This is a genomic window from Vibrio makurazakiensis, assembly GCF_050337375.1.
GTDB classification, from domain to species: Bacteria; Pseudomonadota; Gammaproteobacteria; order Enterobacterales; family Vibrionaceae; genus Vibrio; species Vibrio makurazakiensis.
In genome coordinates, this window is sequence record NZ_JAKJSW010000140.1 from 1 (window position 1) to 6,147 (window position 6,147).

Annotated in this window: 5 protein-coding genes; 4 read left to right on the plus strand and 1 reads right to left on the minus strand. The window is 42.8% G+C overall.

All coding sequences use genetic code 11. From position 1 onward, the window contains the following. The 4 genes from L4C33_RS14950 to L4C33_RS14965 form a co-directional block, all read left to right on the plus strand. The coding region (locus L4C33_RS14950) for a BCCT family transporter (RefSeq protein ID WP_428813219.1) at positions 1–411 on the plus strand (411 nt) is incomplete at its 5' end. 289 nt (positions 412–700) lie between these two features. Next, positions 701–2,440 (plus strand): hypothetical protein, encoded by a 1,740-nt coding sequence (locus tag L4C33_RS14955; protein ID WP_428813220.1) that lies wholly within the window; start codon positions 701–703, stop codon positions 2,438–2,440. Next, entirely contained in the window at positions 2,437–3,174 is a 738-nt protein-coding gene (locus tag L4C33_RS14960; RefSeq protein ID WP_428813221.1) for a DUF3726 domain-containing protein, read from the plus strand. Before L4C33_RS14955 ends, L4C33_RS14960 begins: the two co-directional genes overlap by 4 nt. Before the next feature lie 568 nt (positions 3,175–3,742). Continuing rightward, the gene (locus tag L4C33_RS14965; RefSeq protein ID WP_428813222.1) at positions 3,743–5,155 is read left to right on the plus strand and encodes a YfcC family protein; all 1,413 of its coding nucleotides are present in this window, start codon (positions 3,743–3,745) and stop codon (positions 5,153–5,155) included. 104 nt (positions 5,156–5,259) lie between these two features. Here L4C33_RS14965 and L4C33_RS14970 read toward each other — a convergent pair whose 3' ends face one another. After that, entirely contained in the window at positions 5,260–5,778 is a 519-nt protein-coding gene (locus L4C33_RS14970) for a hypothetical protein (protein ID WP_428813223.1), read from the minus strand. Between the last annotated feature and the right edge of the window lie 369 nt (positions 5,779–6,147).

Sequence of the window (6,147 nt, forward strand, 5' to 3'; positions counted from 1 at the left end):
GGTCTGGCATTTGAAATAGCAGAGCCGGGCAGTGTGAGTAAAGCGTTTGAAGGGTTCAATTTACCAGGTGCGCTACTTGCTGTGACTCAACAGCTACCACTACCAATGCTGATTTCAATTTTGTTCCTGATTCTGACGACGATTTTCATCGTTACAACCGGTGACTCGATGACTTACACCATCAGTGTGGTGATCAGTGGTGAGACAGAACCGAATGCAATTATCCGAACTTTTTGGGGTGTGATGATGGGGGTTACAGCGTTAATACTGATTTCCCTTGGTTCTGGCGGTATCTCCGCGCTGCAATCATTCATTGTTATCACAGCAGTACCCGTTTCATTAATTCTATTGCCATCACTTTGGAATGCGCCACAAATCGCAATCAAGATGGCAAAAGAGCAAGGCTACTAATACAGCGGAAATAGGTCTCTGAGGTTCGGTTTCTGAAATTAATTCTCCGAAATTGAACCTCTGAAGTTGAGACCTGGCATTGAGCCTTAGAGTCATAGAGCAATCGCACTTGTGAGTATACATAAGGCGGTATGAAAGACAGTCAATCGAAAGGAAGGGGCGAGTTAGTTCGCCCCGATAGAACATCGAAGGTTAACCAAGAACCAAGGCTAAAGCTCCCAAAATAAAAGAGCAGTTTTGGTGGATGTGGTTAGCAATACTCTTATAACTACAAATAGTGGTGAGCTAAATGGATGCACATCGTTCTACCTACACTGAAGCAACTCTGCGCAATGCAGACATCGTCATGGCACCCGAAAGGCTAGGTGCAATGCACCAAACTCGAATCAGCTTTGTAAGAACTCTGATCCGTAAAATGGCGCAGCAACAATGGCAAGTAACTAAGCATGATTGGCAGCTTTGTCCACAAGGTTATGGGCATGTGATTTACAAATTGGCGACCCCGAAGTATATCTATCATTTAGTCGTATTTTGCGACCAGATAGAAGACGATGAGCGCAATGATCGCGTTATTGCGGAAAAGTGGGATGTGACTTTCGCGTTAGTTTTAGGGGATGTTGATGTCACTCTTCTAGAAAAATTACGCGCTAATGTGCCTTTGCAAGAGGCGGGGAGAAACCCTAACAATGTGCTGGTGCTGGCTCGTGCAAATAAAAGTGTCCGTGTGTTTGAACACATTGTTCGCCATTTATCGAAAGGTGAGCAGCCGACACCTAATGAGTTAGCGGAAGTGGGTTACATTCTTCGTACTACCGCGGTTTATGGTAACGGTAAGTTTGGTATTGCTGACTTCAAAATCCTAGAAAACAACCCTGACTTTAATCAGTCGTTCAGTGCGCAAATGTGTGCTGTTTATATGCTTCGTGAATTTAGCCTGGATTGGGTTCACTATTTGGCGGAGCAGCAAGGTGGTGAGCAAGCCATTACGTTGCATCGTGGTTTACAACGTTATTTAGGTGTTGGTAATGCAACAGGGCTAGGTATGGCACCTTACCTGATCAATCACCCAAGCATTGTTGATCAATGGATGACGACCCGTGAAACTGCGTTAGCGGCKGTATTGGCATGCGACACTGAGGTTGCCAAGTTAGCGCCACTACAAACGCTAATACAGAAAGGCGTTCTTCACCTGCAACAAGTGATCACCATTAACGAGACGCAAAAAGAACTCAACGCCATTGCAGTTCATGATCTGAATTTATTCAGTGACCAGCTGGAGTCTTTAGTCGCTTCTGTAGAAGGTAAAAAGCAGTGTCATACGTGGCATGACCTTATCGACAATGCACAACACATGAGTTTGGAAGCTCAAGAAATCCTGACTTCATGCTTGATGGAATTGTACCCAGAGTTGGTAGACGGCTATCAAGATAAAATGAACTGTAGCGAAACCTTGTCACTACCAAGTGGTAAGAAAGTTCAAGACCTACTCGTGGTGTTAGAAGAAAACTATCGCTGGGCAATTAGCACTGACTTTACGAAAAGTGAAAATAATTACTGGTTCTGGTATCGCTCACAAGATAAAGAAGAGCCTAGATTAGGGGTTCGTGGCGAAGAGCCTGGTGAAGAGCGTGAATTGCCTTTAGATATTGGCCGTCAAGCTTACCGTTTGTACCATGCACTACTCGAATTCGCACCTGAGTTGTCACTTGCTGAGTTTTTAGTTCATAAGCCTCAGTTCCGAGCTATTGCTCGCCGTGTGTGGACGTTAGGTAATAAAGCGATGGGTGACATTCAAATGAATGTACTGCATCAATCTTCGTTACCGATGCACTTGCTGCGTTGCAAGTTGGCGGTATTTGGTGCAACTAAGTTTGACCCGCGTTCAGAGCGCTGGGTACGAGTGACCTTCTTCCAAGGGGCACCCTTATTAGATGAAATCCATGAAGGTGAATGGTTATTTCCTTTATTGCCGAGTGAACTTATTTCAAACCCATCAATAGTAAACGAACAGGGAGGCTCCAGCTTATGATCGTATCTCACAACGAATTAGTCGCGGCGGTAAATAAAGCTTTCTTGGGAATGCGTCGTTCATGTGGTGAAGCTGATGTGATAGCCAATATGGTCGCTGACCTACAAATGGTTGGGCTTGATGGTGTTCGCCATTTTAATAATGCTAGTAGTTATATGGGGTTGGAAGACGATTGCCCTGTCGATATCAATGTTACGAGCGACAATACGATAGAAGTGGACCTTCATAAATGTAGCTTGGCTTGCCATCTGCCAGTGATAATGGACTACTCTATTGAGAAAATGGTCGGTTCAAAAACGCTGAAGATAGAACTTAATAACTGCCATAACCGTTGGTTAGCTTATAGCGAATTAGTGAAATTAGCTGCGAAAGGGATCGCATGCACAGCAAGCTGGAATAACGGCACTAACCCTAAGCGCACCTTATATGTTTTGAACCGTGGCTGCGTTGCACCAGAGCTGTTTTTGTCTGACCTAGCGCTGGGTTCGGATGATCACTTACACAACATGACGATTGAACTGTCGATAAATGATTTTGATGTTAAGCGCTTAGCTGAAGGGTATGAAACTCATATTCGTTCACAAAGCCTCGCGGAAACTCAAGAGAACGCATGGAGTCAGGGCATTGAAGTGGATGATGCTGAGTGGAGTTCGCTTAAAGAAACAGCGACCGCCATTCTTGTCGAAAACAGTCAACGCTCGCTACAAGGGGCTGGAGAGCTAGTAGCCTCCTAAGTCGGCTTATACCCAATAGATTTTAGGGTGCTTAGATTCGATGACCCTTATGAATTGGATCTAATCTTTGTCTCTAAACTTTTAATCATTCAGTACTAATTATTCTTATTAATCAAAAGCTAGGGCAACGTTATTTCCAACGTTTTCCTGGCTTTCTTTTTTAGTGCTATTCGTTGACTTGGCCTAATTAGAGTAAATGTTCAAAACTCTCTCAATTTTACCCGATATTGTGCTATTATCCCGCGCTTGTCTTTGTAATTGATAAAATACGTATTAAAGGTAGGGCGAACTTGACCTGCTTTATGACTTAATACGTCATCAAACTTTTCTCCAATACAGCTTCAATAGCTGAACATCTGCATTTTGCTCGGACGCTAAATGATTAAGTATTTGCTTACTTAACTATGTGCATGTGAGAGCACCACCTACAAAAGACTTCGTTAAAACTTGCCAGCTTTTATACACGTTGAATCGAATTCTGCGTGGTGGCCTTGTTTTGCTTATGTTAACCATCTAATCCTCGGTTCATTAAAAAATGGCGCGAGAGACAATTGAAATAGGATTGTATATGACAACTACGGTTTCTAACTCCGTACCTGATATGACGCCAGAAAAAGAAGTGAACCACCCTTTCTTATCTTTGGTGATCATGGTCATCATTGCGGCAATCGCAAGCTACTTTATCCCTGCAGGGGAATTTGAACGTGTGATGCTAAATGGCCGCACTGTGATTGATCCAAACAGCTATACCCAATTACCAAGTAACCCAGCGACCTTGATGTCTTTTTTTGAATCATTTTTCAAGGGCTTTAAATCCGCTTCTGGTGTAATGGGTGTTGTTGTTTTTGTGGGTGGTGCCTTTGGTATCATTAAGCACATGGGGATTTTGGATGCTTCAGTCGTTGCGCTGACGACTAAGCTTAAAAAACAGGGCTTGTATGTAATTGCACCTGTGATCATGACGGCGATTTTCTTCAACGTCACATTTACTGGCATGCGTGAACTGGATGTGATTTTTATTTCGTTGATGATCCCTATCTGCATCAAGCTAGGGTATGACGCAATGACTGCGCTAGGCGTTGTGTTATTGGCTAGTTGTGCTGGTTTTGCTGCGGCATTAGCCAACCCATTCTTTACTGGTATTGCTCATACTATCGCGGAACTGCCTATGTATTCAGGCATGTGGTACCGCTTTATTGTCGGCATGTTTATGTTACTAACGGGTGCGGCTTTCGTTCTTCATTATGCACGCAAAGTAAAACTCGACCCTACGAAAAGCTTATTGCATGGAACAGGTTATCATTACGAAACCAGTGTTGAAGTTAAAACACTGAGCACTCGTGAGAAAGCCGCTGGAGTCGCGTTTTTAGCGCTGTTTGGTTACATGATTTTCGGTACTCTGAAATTAGGTTTTGGCTTTACTGAAATTGCAGGCGCTTTTGTGGCTATGGCTATTGTTCCTGGGCTAGTTGCAGGTTTGTCGCCGAACAAAATCTGTGATTACTGGACAAAGGGTGTAAGCGACGTATTAGTGGCTGTATTGATCATTTTCTTTGCTCGCTCAGTTTTGACGATCATGGAAGATGCAAAAATTGTCGACTCAATCATCTACTATTTGGCGCAAATCATTTCGGGTAGTTCACAGCTGGTGGCTGCGGCTGGAATTTACTTCTCGCAAGCAGTCATTAACCTGTTTATTCCGTCGGGAAGTGGTCAAGCCGTGATTACTATGCCGATCATCATTCCATTGGCTGATATAGGTGAAGTGACTCGTCAGGTAGCAGCTCTTGCATCGCAATTGGGTGACGGTATTTCCAATTATATTTACCCGACAAATGGTGGCTTGCTAGCTGTTCTTGCGATTGCAAAAGTACCTTATACGAAGTGGGTTCGTTTCTTCTTCCCATTATTTTTATTCTGGTCTGCCGGTGCGTTAGTGGCCGTGGTGATCGCTCAAATGATCGAACTTGGTCCTTTCTAACTACTCTGAGTTTAGTGCACAGATTATTAATAGATAGATTAGGTCTATAGAATAAAAAAAGGCAGCTGACGCTGCCTTTTTAATTTAGATAAGCCTAGTGTTAGTTATTGCTCTTCGTCTAGCATTACCACTAAATCGTCACTCCATATCACCTGCTCCGAACCATCAGGAGCCTCAGAGAAGAATTTTACTGACCAGTAGTTATCCACTTCGCCCACTAGAGCCCAAGTCGATTTCCACGCTTCTTCATCAACAAAAGAAATGAAACCGTCCTGTGTGAGTTCCCAGGTAAATGGTAGGTCACTAGGTTTACCTAGGTCTTTGGCATAAGTACCAGTGCCATCTTCATTAAATGTGTAGACTCTGGTTTTTCCTTTACTGTTCGTGCGTAAAACGTCACCTGTTAACAGCATATCTTCAGTGAAAATATCGTAGCCACCGCAGTCCATGAGCGCTTGTTTGTACTCTTCCCACGTTGCCTTCATATCATTTTTACCGTTATCTCCAGTCCGGCATACATTGTTTACTAGTTCTGCTTGCTCTTCTGTCATCGACGAAGACGTTGATTGGCAGCCTGATAATGTAGCTGCAGCAATAAGGATTAGCCCTGACATCCGTTTCATTTTATTTTCCTTTTTGTTATTAAAAGTACGAGCGACAATTAATAATTGATGACAAGTTGCATATCTTCAAGGTAGGCGATGTGACATGGATATCAATTAGGTCTTTATATTGATTTTGTGAATGAGTTTTTAGCCGGAATTTAGTTTAAATCCATTATAAAACTGTCAGTAAAATGCGACTAAAAAGTGACCGTCATTAAACAAATGTAATTAGATAGTTGGTGTTTTTTACAAATTGATTTCCATCAAATTTGTAGGGTTATTGTGTGTTAAGTTGCACGCAAAATAAGAAATGATTATTCATTCACCAAGTAAAGAAAGCCCTACAAAGGAAATAATAATGAAAAAAACAGTATGTGGTATTGCGGY

Coding starts and splice junctions, on each gene's coding strand:
- L4C33_RS14960 (WP_428813221.1), top strand. CDS start 2,437: ATGATCGTATCTCACAACGAATTAGTCGCGGCGGTAAATAAAGCTTTC.
- L4C33_RS14965 (WP_428813222.1), top strand. CDS start 3,743: ATGACAACTACGGTTTCTAACTCCGTACCTGATATGACGCCAGAAAAA.
- L4C33_RS14970 (WP_428813223.1), bottom strand. CDS start 5,778: ATGAAACGGATGTCAGGGCTAATCCTTATTGCTGCAGCTACATTATCA.